Annotated in this window: 18 protein-coding genes; 7 read left to right on the top strand and 11 right to left on the bottom strand. The window is 66.4% G+C overall.

Annotated elements, in window-relative coordinates; translation table 11 throughout:
- Positions 1 to 287 precede the first annotated feature (287 nt).
- The gene (locus tag HHL10_RS26690; RefSeq protein ID WP_169163457.1) at positions 288 to 1394 is read left to right on the top strand and encodes an HAF repeat-containing PEP-CTERM protein; all 1107 of its coding nucleotides are present in this window, start codon (positions 288 to 290) and stop codon (positions 1392 to 1394) included.
- 344 nt (positions 1395 to 1738) lie between these two features.
- Here HHL10_RS26690 and HHL10_RS26685 read toward each other — a convergent pair whose 3' ends face one another.
- The 8 genes from HHL10_RS26685 to HHL10_RS26650 form a co-directional block, all read right to left on the bottom strand.
- Entirely contained in the window at positions 1739 to 3025 is a 1287-nt protein-coding gene (locus tag HHL10_RS26685) for a PxKF domain-containing protein (protein ID WP_169163456.1), read from the bottom strand.
- 303 nt (positions 3026 to 3328) lie between these two features.
- Positions 3329 to 4114, bottom strand: a complete 786-nt coding sequence (locus tag HHL10_RS26680; protein ID WP_169163455.1) for a hypothetical protein — start codon at positions 4112 to 4114, stop codon at positions 3329 to 3331.
- Between the two features lie 363 nt (positions 4115 to 4477).
- The gene (locus tag HHL10_RS31420) at positions 4478 to 4636 is read right to left on the bottom strand and encodes a PEP-CTERM sorting domain-containing protein (RefSeq protein ID WP_375138989.1); all 159 of its coding nucleotides are present in this window, start codon (positions 4634 to 4636) and stop codon (positions 4478 to 4480) included.
- 252 nt (positions 4637 to 4888) lie between these two features.
- On the bottom strand, positions 4889 to 5389 hold the full coding sequence (locus HHL10_RS26670; RefSeq protein ID WP_169163453.1) for a hypothetical protein: 501 nt from the start codon (positions 5387 to 5389) through the stop codon (positions 4889 to 4891).
- A gap of 132 nt (positions 5390 to 5521) precedes the next feature.
- Positions 5522 to 5686, bottom strand: a complete 165-nt coding sequence (locus HHL10_RS26665; RefSeq protein ID WP_169163452.1) for a rubredoxin — start codon at positions 5684 to 5686, stop codon at positions 5522 to 5524.
- Positions 5687 to 5721: 35 nt separating this feature from the next.
- Positions 5722 to 6459 (bottom strand): cytochrome b/b6 domain-containing protein, encoded by a 738-nt coding sequence (locus HHL10_RS26660; RefSeq protein WP_169163451.1) that lies wholly within the window; start codon positions 6457 to 6459, stop codon positions 5722 to 5724.
- 19 nt (positions 6460 to 6478) lie between these two features.
- Complete coding sequence (locus tag HHL10_RS26655) at positions 6479 to 7012, bottom strand: diheme cytochrome c (protein ID WP_169163450.1); 534 nt, start codon at positions 7010 to 7012, stop codon at positions 6479 to 6481.
- Between the two features lie 29 nt (positions 7013 to 7041).
- Positions 7042 to 7479 (bottom strand): DUF1924 domain-containing protein, encoded by a 438-nt coding sequence (locus HHL10_RS26650; RefSeq protein WP_169163449.1) that lies wholly within the window; start codon positions 7477 to 7479, stop codon positions 7042 to 7044.
- A 120-nt stretch (positions 7480 to 7599) separates the two neighbouring features.
- On the opposite strand from HHL10_RS26650, the gene HHL10_RS26645 reads away from it, so the two are divergent.
- The 4 genes from HHL10_RS26645 to HHL10_RS26630 all read left to right on the top strand — a co-directional run bounded on the left by HHL10_RS26645 (position 7600) and on the right by HHL10_RS26630 (position 10792).
- The gene (locus tag HHL10_RS26645; RefSeq protein ID WP_169163448.1) at positions 7600 to 7992 is read left to right on the top strand and encodes a PepSY domain-containing protein; all 393 of its coding nucleotides are present in this window, start codon (positions 7600 to 7602) and stop codon (positions 7990 to 7992) included.
- 27 nt (positions 7993 to 8019) lie between these two features.
- The gene (locus HHL10_RS26640) at positions 8020 to 8682 is read left to right on the top strand and encodes a response regulator (RefSeq protein ID WP_169163447.1); all 663 of its coding nucleotides are present in this window, start codon (positions 8020 to 8022) and stop codon (positions 8680 to 8682) included.
- An 8-nt stretch (positions 8683 to 8690) separates the two neighbouring features.
- Complete coding sequence (locus HHL10_RS26635; RefSeq protein WP_169163446.1) at positions 8691 to 10175, top strand: sensor histidine kinase; 1485 nt, start codon at positions 8691 to 8693, stop codon at positions 10173 to 10175.
- A 203-nt stretch (positions 10176 to 10378) separates the two neighbouring features.
- A complete protein-coding gene (locus HHL10_RS26630; protein WP_375138988.1) occupies positions 10379 to 10792 on the top strand; it encodes a MarR family winged helix-turn-helix transcriptional regulator in 414 nt (137 codons plus the stop codon).
- A 35-nt stretch (positions 10793 to 10827) separates the two neighbouring features.
- Here the strand turns inward: HHL10_RS26630 and HHL10_RS26625 are convergent, their stop codons facing one another.
- Entirely contained in the window at positions 10828 to 11664 is an 837-nt protein-coding gene (locus HHL10_RS26625) for a metallophosphoesterase (RefSeq protein ID WP_169163444.1), read from the bottom strand.
- Complete coding sequence (locus HHL10_RS26620) at positions 11661 to 12620, bottom strand: NAD(P)H-dependent flavin oxidoreductase (RefSeq protein ID WP_169163443.1); 960 nt, start codon at positions 12618 to 12620, stop codon at positions 11661 to 11663. The genes HHL10_RS26625 and HHL10_RS26620 overlap by 4 nt, the downstream gene beginning before the upstream one ends.
- Positions 12621 to 13034: 414 nt before the next feature.
- Here HHL10_RS26620 and HHL10_RS26615 point away from each other — a divergent pair, with 414 nt between their 5' ends.
- Both HHL10_RS26615 and HHL10_RS26610 read left to right on the top strand, forming a co-directional pair.
- Complete coding sequence (locus tag HHL10_RS26615; protein ID WP_169163442.1) at positions 13035 to 13388, top strand: DUF488 domain-containing protein; 354 nt, start codon at positions 13035 to 13037, stop codon at positions 13386 to 13388.
- Positions 13389 to 13403: 15 nt separating this feature from the next.
- The gene (locus tag HHL10_RS26610; protein WP_205833234.1) at positions 13404 to 13613 is read left to right on the top strand and encodes a hypothetical protein; all 210 of its coding nucleotides are present in this window, start codon (positions 13404 to 13406) and stop codon (positions 13611 to 13613) included.
- Here HHL10_RS26610 and HHL10_RS26605 read toward each other — a convergent pair.
- Positions 13582 to 14835, bottom strand: coding sequence for a cation:proton antiporter (locus tag HHL10_RS26605; RefSeq protein ID WP_169163441.1), 1254 nt, complete (start codon positions 14833 to 14835; stop codon positions 13582 to 13584). The genes HHL10_RS26610 and HHL10_RS26605 overlap by 32 nt on opposite strands.
- Between the last annotated feature and the right edge of the window lie 225 nt (positions 14836 to 15060).

Raw genomic sequence — 15060 nt, 5'->3', positions numbered from 1 at the left:
GGTCGGCGTCCCGGTATGGACGCTGCGGGGGCTGCTGGCTTGCTCACCGAGATGCGTGGTGCCGTTGGTGCAACGCAGGTCGCTGGCACAGTTGCTGGACGCATGTGCCGAAACAGTGAGCTTGCGCACCCACTCCGACCTTGGCTGAACTGGCCTCCCGGAAATCGAACAGCCCGACATGCCCGCCGGCAACGACGCATTTGCTTGCACTGCATTACCGACGCGCCACGGCAGACCATCGCACCGGGATCTAAGCTACTTCTGCATTGGCCGACAGGAGGCCCCGCATGCAGACGCAGTTTCGCCTCATGGTGACGTTGGCGGCCTTGGTGGCGGCTGCGGCGCAGGCCGAGGTACCGCTGTATCGTGTCCACGACCTGGGGGTGCTGCCTGGGGGCGTAGACAGCGGCGCCAGGGCCATCAATGACCGGGGTGACGTGGCCGGCGACATGAGGTACGAAAACGGCACGTGGCAAGCCTTCTTGTACCGCAACGGCCAGATGCAGGGACTGGGCACCCTGGGGTGGCGTTCCTCTTTCGCCGCGGACATCAACAACCGCGGCGACGTGGTGGGCCGCATCGATGGTGGCGATCCCGGCTCGCCGGTGCACCGGCCCTTCCTCTACCGTGACGGACGCATGATCGATCTGCAGCCCGTGCTGGATGTCAGCCAGGGTTTTGCCTGGGGCATCAACAATTCAGGCCACATCGTGGGCGTGTCCGACAAGGGCGCGTTCTTCTATGACGGCAGCCGTGCCCGCTTCCTGGAGATCCCCGGCGGCTCGGGCTGGGCCAACGAGATCAACGACCAGGATGCGGTGGTTGGGCGCGCGTACCTGGAAGACTGCAGTTGCGCCAAGAGCTTCGTCTGGCGCGACGGCGTGACCACTGTGCTGCCCGATCCGCCCGGACACTTGCCGGGCTACGATGAGTACGAAGCCAGGGACATCAACAACGCGGGCCAGATCCTGGTTCACAAGGACTTCAGTTACGTGTCGCTCAATAGAGAATTCATCTACAGCGACGGCGTGTACACGGCCATCAACTTTGTCAACGGGAGCGCGCTCGACATCAATGAGCGGGGCTGGGTGGTCGGCTACGACTACTACGAGAGAGCTATGCTGTACCGGGATGGGGAAAGCTACAGACTCAACGATCTCCTCGTGCCCGAGGATGCCGTCCACTGGGACTTGGCCTATGCCAGCGGTATCAACGACAGGGGCGTGATCGCGGGCATCGGGCACCTCGACAACCAATGGCGCGCGTTCATTGCCACGCCCGTACCCGAGCCGGGCACGGCAGCGACGTTGCTGGCCGGGCTTGGGATGGTGGGTTGGGCAGCACGCAGGCGTGCGGCGCGGTCGCACGCGTCTGGTTGCGCCGGCACCACTTGATACTTGTGGGGAAGCAGCGGCGCCGGTCCAGCCAAATCCATAAGCGGTACCGCCCCAAGCCACCGGCCGTTGCCCGATGTCATACCGATTCCACTTTGGTCGTGAAATGACCCGTTCGTACTGAGGTATCGAAGTACGAACCCGACAGGCTGCGATGGCGGCACCGCGGCAGGGGCCGTTCATCCTTCGATACCTCAGGACGAACGGGATTACTTCACTCAGAAGCCAGAAGTGGAATCAGACCAACCACTTCGAGGTTGGGCGGTGGCTCAACGCTTGGCTGGCCGGGGACCAGAACAGGACTCCATCCTGCGTTGGGCTCAACAGTGTCCGGGCCAGCTGTCCTATCGGAAGCGGAAAAGTGCCGTGTGCTCGATGCCATCAGCGAAACGCAAGACCAGTTGGCGGCACTGGCCGCTCCAGGCAGGGTTGGTCTTCCAGACGTACATGTAGCGGTCTGTCGCGTCGACGTAGCGCAGGATGCTCGCGTCCACCGGCATGGTCTGCTCGATCTCGTCGGTGGCGGCATCCGCGGGGCACCACCAAGCCTTGCTGGAGACAGGGAAGCCCTTGGCAAAGATGTCCAAGCCCTTGTTGCCGCCCAGACTGAACCTCACCGGTACGGCCGCACCCGCCTGGAGCGTGTTGACGACGGGCCGCGCGTTCACCGGCCAGAGAAAGCCACCAAAGTGGTAGTCGCTCTTGAGCACCACCGTGTGGAAGGCTCCAGCAGCGATGGCCATGATGCTGCTCAGCCCGGTGGGTATATTCAACTGGCCCTGGTCGTTGCCGCCCCAGCCCTGCACCGTGCCGTCGCGCTTGAGGACAATCGTGTCGAAGAACCCGGCAGAGACGGCACGGACACCGCCGAGTTGGGCAGGCAGGCTCATCTGACCGTGACTGTTCAATCCCCAGGTGACCACCGTGCCATCACGCTTGAGCGCTGCCGTGTGCCAGCCGCCCGCGGCAATGGCACGTACGCCCTGCAACCCGGCGGGGACGTCGTTTTGGCCGACATGATTGTCGCCCCAGGCCACCACCGTCCCATCGCTCTTGACGGCCAGCGTGTTGTTGCCGCCGCTGTCGATGGCAACGACACCGCGCAGCCCGGCTGGAATGGTCGTCTGGCCGGAGGAATTGTCTCCCCAGGCCACCACCGTGCCGTCGCGCTTGAGCGCCACCGTATGGACGATGCCGGCGGCGATGGCAACGACATCGCGCAGCCCGGCGGGAACATTTGTCTGGCCGTCGGCGTTGTAACCCCAGGCGACCACCGTGCCATCGCTCTTGAGCGCTACCGAGTGGTACACCCCGGCGGCCACGGCACGGACTCCAGTGAGCCCGGCCGGTACGTCCGTCTGCCCGAGAGTATTGAGACCCCAGGCCACGACCGTGCCATCGCTCTTGAGCGCCAGCGTGTGATGGTTTTTGGTGGAGATCGCAACAACGCCGCTCAGCCCGGCGGGTACATTCACCTGGCTGTAGGCGTTGTCGCCCCAAGCGAGCACCGTGCCGCCCACGGCGGCATGGGTGGCGTCCGGCATCGCGCCCAGCAACGGGGTGGCCAGCCATGCCGTGGCCAGCGTCAAGGCACGCAGAGAACCCAGCCAAGAGGCAGCTAAGGTGCTCATGAGGCAGCTCCTTGCCTGATATTGCACTCTCACTGTGTTCCTCTCAGGTCGCCCCGCTTTGACCAGCCTCAAGCGACCGATTCGTTTCGGGGTAGTAGTTGGCCGCATCGGGCGGCGCGACCGAGGGCCCGTGGCTGCCTGCAACCGCTATGGCCGACCGCACTCCAGCATGCCCCGGCCCCGGCGATGAACTGTCCATCGTCGTCGAAGATCTTGGCGCCGCCTGCAGTGGCGGCCAGGGCTTTGGCCGCCCCATGGGTCACCCTCCCGCGTCAAGGCACAACGCCTTCACACCCGCGCCGCTCAATTGCGCTGGTACTGAAGCTTCACAGTCGCGCGGCCGCCTCCTGTGAGCGTGCCAACGTTGTATTGCATGGACCCGCCGTAATTTCCCCGCACCTCGCCGTTGACGGCGATGTTCTGTGGATTGCAGCTCGTGTCCACGGGGTTGGACGTGATCTTCGGCATGTAGATCATCGACGAGGGCTCGGCGCGAAGATGGCGAACCAGGATGGCACTTCCCACGCCGGGAGTGTCAAAGGGCGCGTTCCATGCCGTCAAGGAGTCAAGCTCCGAGGTGGCGAAACGGTTGATGACTGTGCCGCCCAGGGTGCGGGCATCGACGTCAAGATCGACCTGGCGGCGAAGGACGACGGGCGAGATGGCATACCCGGCCTGGTTGATGACCGTCATCTCGATGCTGAGCGCGCGGTCTTCCGAACGGCTCTTGATGATGACTTGTCGCAGCCGCATCACGCGATCGCTGGTTATGCGGGTCACGATGCAGGTGTTGCCCCAGCAATTGGCCGTGGTGGGCGGTTCAAAACCAGCTTCGGAGTACGCGAGGTCGTATGCGACCGTGTAGCCGTAGCACAGGACGTAGCCCTCGCTGGCTACGTGCGTGGCGCCCGTGGCACTCACAAAACCCACGATGTTGCCGTGATTCGAGATGGTGACCTGCGGCGCACCCGGGAACTTGTAGAAAGGTGCTGGGGAGGCAACACCGATACCGCCCGGCCCTGCCTTCTGGGCCTGAACATTCAACAGCGCCATGCAGGCAACAGCGGTGCATAGGGTTCTGGAAAACATGCTCTCTCCTCCCGAGTCGGGTTGAGTCCAGCGTTCCCTGTGACTTTCTGCTGTGGAGCCAATACACCCTTGCGCTGTCTATGGCCATGTGCGCGATGGTCGATGGCGACGTGCACAGCGCGGTGCCTGAGGCTGTCCAATCCTGCACCGCACCGGCCGTCAAGCTGCTACTACTTGTGACTGCATGCCTGTGCTGCGACAGGGATGCTGGCGTGTGAGGTGCAGGCATGGCCGCGAGCGTGTTCGAGCGCGCAGCAGGCGAGGTCGATGCCGGCGAGCCTGCGCCAAGAATGAGGCATAAGCTCCTGCCACGGCCCACCACCACGGGGCGTGGGGCTTTGCAGCCTTTCAACGGGAGTGCGCTTATCTGGACTGATTGATCGCAGACGGGGCAGCAAGCCGGCGCGCAGCGCCGCCTACGACGTCCAAGCCGGCCAGCATCAGCACTACCGTGCCCGGTTCGGGTACGGGCGTGACCAGGAAGGAACGCTGGACGCGGCCGTTGTAGGTCCCAAAGCCCACGATATGACCCGCGTCGCTCAGACCAGCGCTCACCGTGGGCGTAGCCGGTGGCCATGCCCGCGTCGTTCACGTCCTGCGCCACTGCCCCGGTCTGCCCTGGCGTTTCGGGGCCAAGCAGCGAAACAGGCCTGTTGTCCCGGTACAGCACGGGCCTGGCGAACGAACTGCCCGCCACCACACCCGACTCGTTGCTGGCGGTTCGTGTTGCAGGGATTGGGGAGTCGTGAACGTCATGACCGTCTCCTCGGGATTTCAGTGAGCGTTGCGGATGCGCTCGAAGCCGGGGTGGTCGAAATGGCTGCCGTACTGGTTGAGGCTTTCAGCCACTTTGACCAGGCCCAGTGCCGGGCGGGTCTTGGCGTCCTTGCCGGCCATCGCGTCGGTGCCCGCGCCGATATCGGCGATCACCAGGTGCAGCATCGCGTCGGCCTTCGGTTCGAGCTTGCAGTTGGCGACGATGCCGCCGACCTCGGTTTCCACCTGCGTTGCCAGCTTGCGGTATTGCGCCGGCGTGAGCTTGCCGGCATGGGCGGCGCCGAGTTGCGGTTCGACCAGGCCGCGGATGCGCTCCATGCCGGCGCGCAAGGGTTCGTCAGTGGCCCACTTGCGGCCCTGGTTCAGCGTGAGCTTGTGCAGTGCGGCAGCACTGTGATCGTGCGTGGCGGTCTGTGCCAGCACCGGGGCGCTGAGCGCTGCGGCCATCGCAGCGGTCGCGACGGCGGTGGTCAACACGGTCCAGTTCGGCGTCTTCACGTGCATCTCCTTCGGATCTGCGGTTGGCGTCCATCGCCTTCCTGCTGGTTCAGATGGGGATGAAAGGCCCGGCGTTCGGCCGATGTTTCAATTCCTTGGGAAATATCAAGACGCGGCCAAGGGCGCATGCACTCACCACTCCATCGGCACGAAGTCGGCCTTGCCGACGTTGCACTCGGGGCAGCGCCAGCTCTCGGGCACATCGGCCCAGGGCGTGCCGGCGGGGATGCCGTGCTCGGGCAGGCCAGCGGTTTCGTCATACACCAGCCCGCAAGCCGGACACACGTAAGTTTTCATGGTGACTCCTTTCGATGACGGCCGAGGTCCATGAGTCAGTCGCCGCCGTCGTGCGACTGTTCGGCATGGCTCACTGAGCCGGGCAGCAGCCCGTTGGGTGAGAGCTGCCACTGCCAGGCACCAAAGCCCAGCACGCCCAGCAGCAGCAGCGCGGCCAGCCAGCGGCGGTTCTTGTGCACCAGGTCGGGCCCCGTGCCGGGAATGCGGCCGGTGAGCATGGGCAACGCCTGGTTCTGGCGCCGCAACACGCTGGAGAGCGCCATCAGCGCCAGGTGCGCGGTCACGGCGGCCAGGAAGGCGTTGGCGAAGAATTCGTGCACCTCCTCCAGCCACTCGCCGCCCCAGTCGCTGTAGGTGGCATAGCCACTGAGGGCCAGCGGCACGACCGTGAGCAGCAACAGGACCACGGCAGCGGCCATCAGCAGGTTGTGCCCCTGGCGCCAGTTGACGCGCGTGGCCGTGCCGCCGCCCCTCAGCGAGCGCAGCCAGGCCGGTGCGCCGACGAGCTTGCGCCACAGCAGCGACAGCCGCGCGTGGCGCGGGCCGATGAGCCCGTACACGATGCGAAAACCCAGCAGTCCGGCCATCGTGTAGCCCAGCGTCACGTGCAGCGCACGCCAGTGCTCGGAATCTCCGGTCAGCCAGCCGCCGGCAAAGCTCAGTGCGAAGAGCCAGTGGAACATGCGGGTCGGCGCATCCGTGACGCGCCGACTGCCAGGCGCCCGGGCAGTCACGGGACGGCCGGCGGCCGTCATCGTCTCGGCTTGGATCATGGTGTCTCCTTGGGGGAATTCAGTCCTGCCACGCACGGCGGTAGCGCTCGTCGAGCCCGGCAGGAAAGCGCAGGCCGTGCTCACTGAAATTGCCGCGCTCGGCCCCGCTGTGGCAGGCGGCGCAGTTGGCGGCGCTCCTGACGCTGGCGTGCTTCCATACCGCGGCATCGATCTCGCGGTGCTCGCGCTTGAACCAGTTGGCTTGCGTGATGCGGTCCTGGGGCGGCTGTTCGGCAACGCGCTTGTAGGTGCCGGCGTGGGCTTGCAGCCAAGTCGCCAGCTGCTGGACCGTCTTCTCGTCCAGCGACGCGTCCGTGCCGTAGTGCTTGTCGAGTCCCGACATCACGCGCTGCCACGAGGGCGCCGGCAGCATGCCGGGCGGGTAGGCCGTGTGGCAGGAAGCGCACTCCTGCGTGTAGGCCTTGGGCGTGTTCGCCGGCAGCAGCTGGCGTTCGTCGGCCTGGGCCGGGAGCGCGGCTGCCAGGGCCAGCAGCAGTGAGGCGGCCCAGGGCAGGGAGCGAGGTGGGGGCAGGGCGTGGAATGGTGCGTTCATCGACGTTCTCCTCGGTGAAGGGTTGAGCCTCAGCGCATGAGGTTGAGCAGGTAGGCCAGCACGTCGGCTTTTTCGGTGGCCGTGCATTCGCGCTGCACGACGTCCTTGCAGTTGCGGCGGAACCACTTGTCGACCTTCGTGGTGTCCGTGAAAGCCTGTGGATTGATGGCGGGTGCCAGCGCCGCGATGGACTTGCCGGTGCCGGCATGCTTGCCGGCACTCGCGGGCGGGTTGCCATGGCACGACGCGCAGGACCACTCGCCGCCATGGCGGCTGGTGAAGAAGATCCGGCCGCGCTCGGCCTGACCCGGGGTGCCGGCCTGGGCGCTGAAGCGTTCCAGTTGCCGGGCCGCCGTGGTGTCGCCAGCCCGGGCTGTGCCGGCTGCCGCGGCAAGACCGGCCGCCAACAGGGCCGCTGGCAGCCAGTGAGGGCGGCGAGGTTTGATCCAGGTCAGCTTGGCGTTCATTGCGGGCCTCTCGGGGCGGTGCCGTTGCAGGCGTTGGAGGCATTCTTCGCAGCGAGGCCTGAACGTTTCCTGAACCGGCCGTTCATCCGTGGTTCAGCCAAGACGCTGAAGACTGGCCGCATGAAAGACCCACCCCGTCTCCTGCACGCCACCGTCCCCGTTACGGCGCGGCCCGCGCGCATCAGCCAGCGTGCGGCACGGCTGCTCGCAGCTTGCGCGCTGGGTACGGCCTTGCTGGCGCACGCTGGCGCGGGTGACCACGAGAGCGCCCGGGACGCCGTGCAGTCAGGCCAGGCGCTGGCGCTGCCCGTGCTGCTGGAGCGGCTGCAGCGCACGTACCCGGGCCAGGTGCTGGAGCTGGAGCTGGAGCGCGACGACGGGCGCTGGGTCTACCAGGTGAAGCTCTTGCAGCCCGGTGGCCAGGTGGTGAAGCTGGCCGTCGATGCCCGAACGGCCGAGGTGTTGAAGCAGCATCCCAAGGGCCCGCCGCCGACGCAGGGGCCGGCCCGGTGAGGGCCTGACGAACACGGGGGAGCCCCGATGAGACTGTTGCTGGTCGAGGACGAAGCCACCTTGCGGGCGCAGTTGCGCACCGGCCTGGAGCATGCCGGCTATGCCGTGGACGAGGCCGACAACGGCCGCGACGCCGAGCACCTGGGACACACCGAGCCGTTCGACGCGGTCGTGCTCGACCTCGGGTTGCCGATCGTCGATGGGCTGACGGTGCTGCAGCGCTGGCGCGTCGCCGGGCGGACCATGCCGGTGCTCATCCTCACCGCACGGGACAGCTGGCACGAAAAGGTCGCGGGCATCGACGCCGGTGCCGACGACTACCTGGCCAAGCCGTTCCACATGGAGGAGTTGCTCGCGCGCGTGCGGGCGCTCATCCGGCGTGCCCAGGGCGTGGCCTCGCCGCTGCTGCAGTGTGGCGCCTTGAGCCTGGACACCCGCAGCGGCCGCGTGAGCGTCGGCGGCCGCCCGGTGAGCCTGACCTCGCACGAGTACCGGCTGCTGTCCTACCTGATGCACCGGCCCGGCCAGGTGGTGTCGCGCACCGAGCTCACCGAGCACCTGTACGCCCAGGACTTCGACCGGGACTCCAACACGGTCGAGGTCTTCATCGCTCGGCTGCGCCGCAAGCTGCCTGCCGACACCATCGAGACGGTGCGCGGCCTGGGTTACCGGCTCGCGCCCGGGGAGTGAGGATGCGCATGGCGTTGCCGTTGCCGTTGCCCAGGTCGCTGCGCTGGCGGCTGCTGGTGGCCACGTTCGTGGCCACGGCCGTAGCCGTCTTGCTCGCGGGCTGGCTGCTGTCCGGACTGTTCCGCGAGCACGTCACGCGCCAGTTCGTGGCGACGCTGACCACCGAGCTCGACCAGGTGACGGCGCGGTTCGAGCTCGATGCCAACGGGCGCCCCCTGCTTGATCCGGCGCGGCTGAGCGATCCGCGCTGGACCCGGCCGTACTCCGGCCTGTACTGGCAGATCGACGAGATGGCGGGTGCAGCACCCCGACGTGGCGTGCTGCGCTCACGTTCGCTGTGGGACACCGAGCTGCGCGCCCCTACGGATGCGCCGGCGGATGGCGAAGTGCACGTGCACGAGGTCGCCGGACCTGGGGGCGCTGAGCTGCTGCTGGTGGAGCGCACGGTGCGCATGGCGCCAGGCCGTGGGGCGGCCTGGCGTCTGCTGGTGGCGGCCGATCGTCGTGACTCGGCTGCGGCGGTCGCCGAGTTCAATCGGCTCCTGGCGGGCTCGCTGGCGGTGCTGCTGGGGTTGCTCATGGTGGCGGCCACGGCGCAGGTAGCCATGGGCCTGGCGCCGCTCAAGGCGCTGCGGCGTGGGCTCAACGCCGTGCGCGAGGGCCGGCAGCAGTTCCTGGAAGGGGAGTTTCCGCAGGAGGTCCAACCGCTGGTCGATGACTTCAACGGCGTGCTGCAGCGAAACACCGAGATCGTGGTTCGCGCACGGACACAGGCCGGGAACCTGGCCCACGCCATCAAGACGCCGCTGGCCGTGATGGCACAGGGTGCGATCTCGGCACAGCAGCATCCCGAGACGCTGGTCGCGCTGCCGGCATTCGTGACCGACCAGGTGGAGGTGGTGCGTCGCCACGTCAACTGGCATCTGGCCCGCTCGCGTGCCGCGGCAGCGCAGGGCATGCCGGGCGTACGCGCAGAGGTGGCCCCCGTCGCGCAAGCGCTCGTGCGCGTCATGTCGCGCGTGCATGCCGAGCGCGGGCTGCAATTCGACATCGCCGTCGTGGAGCCCGGACTGGCCTTTGCCGGGGAGGAGCAGGACCTGCAGGAGATGCTGGGCAACCTGATCGACAACGCCTGCAAGTGGGCGCGCAGTGCAGTGCATATCGCGGCGTCCCGGGTACCCGAGGCAGCGACACCGCAACTGCGCCTGGTGGTCGAGGATGACGGTCCGGGCATCACGGTCGAGCAGCGCAAGCAGGCACTGTCGCGCGGTGTACGCCTGGACGAGGCGACGCCCGGCAGTGGCCTGGGGCTGGCGATCGTGCACGAGCTCGCCGAGCTCTACGGCGGCCACGTGACGCTGGGCAGCGGACGGCTTGGCGGGCTGAAGGCCGAACTGCTGCTGCCGCGCACTCGCTCGGCGATGCCTTCCACAACGGTGGCCAATCGCCTGGTTGATGACGTCGCGGTCACCAATTACCACGCCCAGCCCTGAGCCACGGCGGGCTTCAGCTGGCTGTCTGCCAGAGGCCAAGAAGGGCTTCGTGCCGCTGCCGCGGCGCTGGGTGGGGGCGTCTATCCCATTGCCTGCCTCTGAGTACCGAGGCAAGGCAACTGTCATACAGATCACGCAGTGATATACCGACAGCCAGACAGCTCGACTCTACCAATGCCTCCATGACCAAGAAGACAGCGCCGATGACCAAGGCCGACTACGAGCTGCTGTCGGAGTTCCGATACCAGTTGCGCCGCTTCATGCGTTTCAGCGAAGAAGCAGTGCAGTCCGAAGGACTGACGCCTCTGCAGTACCAGCTTCTGCTGCAGTTGAAGGGCTTTCCGGGGCGGGAGTGGGCCACGATTGGCGAGTTGGCCGAGCGGCTGCAGGCCCGGCACCACGGCGTTGTCGCGCTGGTCACCCGGTGTGAGAACACCGGGCTGGTACAACGGGTGACCGGGTCGGCCGATCGTCGTCAGGTCGAAGTCCACCTCACCAAGAAAGGCAATCAGTGCATCGCGCGGCTCGCTGGGCTGCACCGCACGGAGCTGCGCTCGTTGTCGGACGTGTTCTCGGTCGAGAACATTGGCGCATTCAACGACGGGAGCGTGCCCTGACTCAGCTCGATGGATCTCCAACGTGGTCGAGCCAGTCACCGCTGCCTCGCATGTCCGTCAACCAGTAATGGGCCATCCCGGTTCGGTGCTTGGACTTTTCCGGCGTCACTACCGATTTCGATCATCAGGTCTGGATCGAACAGCGGGTTCTCGTTGATACCACCTTTGGCATAGCCTCGCGGATTGCAGATCACACGTGTCCCGTTGAGTGTGTAGTCGAAGCTGTCATGGGTATGGCCATGGACCCAGAGCTGCACACGGTCGGCGCCCAGGAGGTGCTCAGCCCTGGAGACGAAACACGCGTTCAACAGCGAGCCGGTGAACCGCGGATGGATGCTTTGTGCCGAAGGAGCGTGATGCGTGACGACAACCGTGGGCCCGTCGTGAGGCGCTCTCAGCCGGTTATCGAGCCAGGTGGCGTGCTGCTCGAACAATGCTGCTGCATCTTCAGGCGTGAACGCTGAACTGGCCGACGTGGTTCCCCGGATCCTGCTGAAGTCGCGTATCGACTGTCGCGCCTGTGCCATGGCGGCAGCCTTCTGCTCGCCCTCACCGAACAGCTTGAAGTCGCTCCACAGCGTCGTGCCGAGGAAGCGCACGTTGCCGATCACGAATTCACCGTCATCGAGCACGTGGACCCTTGTGCCGGCACACAGCTGCTTGAGATCTTGCATGACCGCCTCGATGCAGCTGCCGTAGAACTCGTGATTTCCGGGGACGTAGATCACCGGCCGTTCGAAGCGCAAGGCCCAGGCCACGGCCTCACGGTGTCGCGAGATGTCGCCAGCCAGGACGACCACGTCGGCGTCGTTCTCCGGACGGTCCATCGCACCGAAGCCCAGGTGCAGGTCCGAGAGGATGTTGAGCTTCATGCAAGCCTCGCAGCCCATCCCAACCGGTCGGCCGCCTCGGCGGCCAGTCGCTGCACGATGTCACCGGCCGGCTCGATCCCGTCAATCAGATCGACTCCTTCGCCAGCCCACACGACAGCGACGTCGTGGTCTGCGGCCTGTACCGCCGACGCGTACACGTGCTGCTGAATATCCACCTGGGCGGCCAGTTCATCCTCCCGGCCTCTCCAGCGCTTGACGAAGCCGTTGCACAGCGCGCGCCCGTTGTACGGCTCAGGCCATGCCAGCTTGCGTACCACGTCGAATGCCGTTGTCCTGCAGGTGTCCTCGCCATGGGCTTCGACGAGCTTGCGCTTGGCATGCGGGTGGCCGAGCGCCTCTTCGCTGGCATAGAAGCGTGTGCCGACCAATACCCCCTGCGCGCCGAGCATCAGCGCTGCGGCCAATCCGCGTCCATCGGCAATGCCGCCGGCTGCCAACACCGGTGTTGGCGCCACGGCATCGACGACGGCAGGTACCAATGGCAGCGTCGAGCGTCCGGCACCGTGGCCACCGGCTTCCGTGCCTTGCGCCACGATGACGTCGGCGCCTGCCTCAAGGGCCAGGCGTGCGCCGGCCACGTCCTGAACCTGGCAGATCAGGCGGCACCCCGCCGCCTTGACGATCGATCCGTATGGTTCGGGATCACCAAACGACAGCATGACGGCGTACGGCCTGTACCCCAGCACCAGCTCGACAATCGATGCATCGGCCGACCAAGTGATGAGGCCAACGCCCCATGGATGGCTGGTCAGGCTCTTCACCAGCGACAACTCCCTGCTGAGCCATCCGCTGTCCCCGTAGCCACCGCCGACAAGACCAAGCCCGCCGGCGTTGGAAACTGCCGCGGCCAGCCGGCCACCTGACACACCGCCCATGGGTGCGAGAACGATCGGGTGATCGATGCCGAACATTTCGGTAAGGGCAGTACGGAGCATCGTTGTGCTTCGGGGAGAACGACGGGAGTCTTCCGAAAAATATCACGGTATGAGGTATCTTTGTCCAAAGAAACACCGGCCGTGCGCGCATTCGCAGCTGCCACGCGGGCCGACGAGTGGCATGTCTCAGAATCAGGCATGTCGCACGATGGCCTTGCTGCGTTCGGCAGTACGGTCTGCCCGGTGAAGCAGTGACGTTGTCCGAGGAACGCTTCAGGACGCCCGGTCGTTTCCTTTTCCATGCCGACGGCGCGCAATAGCGCCTCGGCACGCCAGACCTCAGGAGGGCACCGATGAATCCCGGAGGCGCCAACGTGGCACCAGCCCTTCGGAGACGGTTCAGGGCGAGCGGGTGTGCAAGCGCCCGGCGTCCGTCTGAAGCTCGTATGTCTGCATTTCTCGACGCACCGGCACATGCACATCCGTCTGAAACGCGCCTATGACCTTCCCGAGCCCGGCGACGGCCTGCGCATCCTCGTGGACCGGCTTTGGCCCAGAGGCGTCAGGAAAGACAAGGCCCACATCGACCTGTGGCTCAAGGACGTGGCGCCCAGCACGGAACTGCGCAAATGGTTCGGGCACGATGAGGAGAAGTGGGCCGAGTTCCAGGCCCGCTACCGCCAGGAACTCAAGCGCAACCCCGAGCCCGTGGCCCGGATCGCCGAGCAGGCCCGCCAGGGCACTGTCACGCTTGTCTATGGCGCGAAGGACTCGGAGCACAACGATGCGGTGGTGCTCAAGACCTACCTCGAAAGTGGACTGGAGTAAGAGGTAGGGCCCCAGTTGAGCACGTTGGAACACTGGCACGTCGTGTTGGTGGGCGGCGGGGCCTTCCTGTACCGCAAGGCGGTGCGCGAGGCCTTTCCGTGGCACCGCATCCAGGAGGTGCGCGAGCCGGTCTTCGCCAACGTGCGCGGCTTCCCGCTCGCGGGCATGAACTTTGTGCTCCAGGCTGCCCGGATCAGGCCTCGGCGATGGCGACGCCAGCACTGACGCGGCGCGTGACCCAGTTGAACAGCGGCGTGGCCATCAGCGTGGTCAGGACTGCCATCAGCACCAGCACCGAGAACAGGCCCGGCAGGATGACCCCAGCGGCCAGGCCGATGTTGATGATGATCAGCTCCATCAACCCGCGCGCGTTCATCAGCGCACCGATGGCCATGGCGTCGCTGTTGGACTCGCCGCTCAGCCGCGCCGCGGCCCAGCAGGCCGCAAGCTTGCCGCCGAACGAAGCCGCCAGGATGGCCAGTGCCGCGACGAAGATCGCCGGCTCGAACAACATGTCCAGCCGCGTGTTCAGGCCCGAGTAGGTGAAGAACATCGGCAGCAGGAACACCACGACGAAAGGCTGCAGCGCCGCACGCAGCTTCTCGGTCAACGGCCCGCGCGGCATGACACAGCCCAGCAGGAAGCCGCCAAACACCGCGTGGATGCCGATGGCATCCATCGCGAATGCGCACAGCGAGAACATCACCAGCACCACGGCCATCAGGCTGGCAGGCAAGGGCTGGTCAGGGCGCACCCAGCGTGCCAGTTGCCGCAGCAACCTGCTGCCCACGAAGATCATGAACAGCGCGAAGCCGATGCCGCCGCCGATGGCCACATAGGCGCCGAACCAGCTGCCGCCGAAGCTCGCCAGCACGATGGCCAGGATGCACCAGGCGGCGGCGTCGTCCACCGCGCCAGCCGTCAGCGCGAGCGTGCCCAGCGAGGTGCCCGCCAACCCACGCTCGTGGATGATGCGCGCCAGCATCGGGAACGCGGTGATCGCGATCGCGGCACCGAGGAAGAGCGCGGCCTCGCTCAGCCGCGTCTTCTCGGCGAACAGCCCGGGCACGGTGTGCAGCCACGGCGTCAGCGCAAACGCCAGGGTGAACGGCAGCGCGATGCCCGCGACCGACACCGACATCGCGCTGCGTGCGCGTGACCTGAAGTGGTCGGCCCGGAACTCCATGCCGACGAGGAACATGTACAAGCCCACGCCGAGCTGGGCCGCGACGTAGAGCATTGCCAGGGTCGGCTTGGGGAAGAGAGCCTGTTGGACGCTGGGCAACAGCAAGCCGAACAACGAGGGGCCGAGCATCACGCCGGCGATCATCTCGCCCACGACCTGCGGCTGGCCCAGGCGTTGAGCCAGGCGCCCCACCAGTTGCGACACCAGGACGATGACGGCCGCCTGTGCAAAGAAGTAGACCGAGTATTGCGAGGTGGGCATTGCAGTGGGCAGGTGACGGTATCGATGTCCGGGCGGCGCGGGATTATGGGCTTTGCCGCACGCACGCATCGGCCTGCCGCCCAGTTCGTCAGACCGGCCCACCGGCAGCGCGGATGCGCCGAGGCGCAGCACGACAGGAAGCGCTCCCCGGCCTTCCCGGCATCCGGAACGGCGTGACAGACTGCGCGCGGTTCGGGCAGAGGGGCAAGGCACAATCGCGCCTCT

This window comes from Azohydromonas caseinilytica (genome assembly GCF_012927045.1).
Classification (GTDB): Bacteria; Pseudomonadota; Gammaproteobacteria; order Burkholderiales; family Burkholderiaceae_C; genus Azohydromonas; species Azohydromonas caseinilytica.
This window is presented reverse-complemented; position numbering and strand designations above follow the sequence as displayed.

Bases quoted from the DNA above. Each gene is read 5' to 3' on its own strand.
- HHL10_RS26690 (WP_169163457.1), top strand. From the start codon at position 288: ATGCAGACGCAGTTTCGCCTCATGGTGACGTTGGCGGCCTTGGTGGCG.
- HHL10_RS26685 (WP_169163456.1), bottom strand. From the start codon at position 3,025: ATGAGCACCTTAGCTGCCTCTTGGCTGGGTTCTCTGCGTGCCTTGACG.
- HHL10_RS26680 (WP_169163455.1), bottom strand. From the start codon at position 4,114: ATGTTTTCCAGAACCCTATGCACCGCTGTTGCCTGCATGGCGCTGTTG.
- HHL10_RS26665 (WP_169163452.1), bottom strand. From the start codon at position 5,686: ATGAAAACTTACGTGTGTCCGGCTTGCGGGCTGGTGTATGACGAAACC.
- HHL10_RS26660 (WP_169163451.1), bottom strand. From the start codon at position 6,459: ATGATCCAAGCCGAGACGATGACGGCCGCCGGCCGTCCCGTGACTGCC.
- HHL10_RS26655 (WP_169163450.1), bottom strand. From the start codon at position 7,012: ATGAACGCACCATTCCACGCCCTGCCCCCACCTCGCTCCCTGCCCTGG.
- HHL10_RS26650 (WP_169163449.1), bottom strand. From the start codon at position 7,479: ATGAACGCCAAGCTGACCTGGATCAAACCTCGCCGCCCTCACTGGCTG.
- HHL10_RS26645 (WP_169163448.1), top strand. From the start codon at position 7,600: ATGAAAGACCCACCCCGTCTCCTGCACGCCACCGTCCCCGTTACGGCG.
- HHL10_RS26640 (WP_169163447.1), top strand. From the start codon at position 8,020: ATGAGACTGTTGCTGGTCGAGGACGAAGCCACCTTGCGGGCGCAGTTG.
- HHL10_RS26635 (WP_169163446.1), top strand. From the start codon at position 8,691: ATGGCGTTGCCGTTGCCGTTGCCCAGGTCGCTGCGCTGGCGGCTGCTG.
- HHL10_RS26630 (WP_375138988.1), top strand. From the start codon at position 10,379: ATGACCAAGGCCGACTACGAGCTGCTGTCGGAGTTCCGATACCAGTTG.
- HHL10_RS26625 (WP_169163444.1), bottom strand. From the start codon at position 11,664: ATGAAGCTCAACATCCTCTCGGACCTGCACCTGGGCTTCGGTGCGATG.
- HHL10_RS26620 (WP_169163443.1), bottom strand. From the start codon at position 12,620: ATGCTCCGTACTGCCCTTACCGAAATGTTCGGCATCGATCACCCGATC.
- HHL10_RS26615 (WP_169163442.1), top strand. From the start codon at position 13,035: ATGCACATCCGTCTGAAACGCGCCTATGACCTTCCCGAGCCCGGCGAC.
- HHL10_RS26605 (WP_169163441.1), bottom strand. From the start codon at position 14,835: ATGCCCACCTCGCAATACTCGGTCTACTTCTTTGCACAGGCGGCCGTC.